The sequence below is a fragment of the Streptomyces sp. GbtcB7 genome, assembly GCF_019091445.1.
In the GTDB taxonomy this organism is placed as follows: domain Bacteria; phylum Actinomycetota; class Actinomycetes; order Streptomycetales; family Streptomycetaceae; genus Streptomyces; species Streptomyces mirabilis.
The window spans coordinates 1-237 of the sequence record NZ_JAGXJM010000612.1; the positions used below are offsets into that span (position 1 = coordinate 1).

Below are 237 nucleotides of genomic sequence, written 5' to 3' on the forward strand. Positions count from 1 at the left end.
GGACGCACACGCCCCGGGCGCACCCGGCCTGACGAGGCCGGAGGACAACCATGGCGCGGTCCGGGGCCCGGAGCGCGTCCGTCCGGAGCGGCATGATGGGGCGTATGGGGACCGAGGGGGAGAACGTCCGTGTGAACGGCGGCCGTTACCGGCTGGAGGCCAGGATCGGCCGGGGCGGCATGGGGGTCGTCTGGCGCGCCACCGACCAGCTGCTCGCCCGGCAGGTCGCGGTGAAGG

1 pseudogene is annotated in these 237 nt (G+C 75.5%); it reads left to right on the forward strand.

What is annotated here, in order from left to right:
- Positions 1-104: 104 nt before the first annotated feature.
- Positions 105-237, forward strand: a pseudogene (locus tag KVT44_RS59830) (serine/threonine protein kinase); the annotation flags it as partial.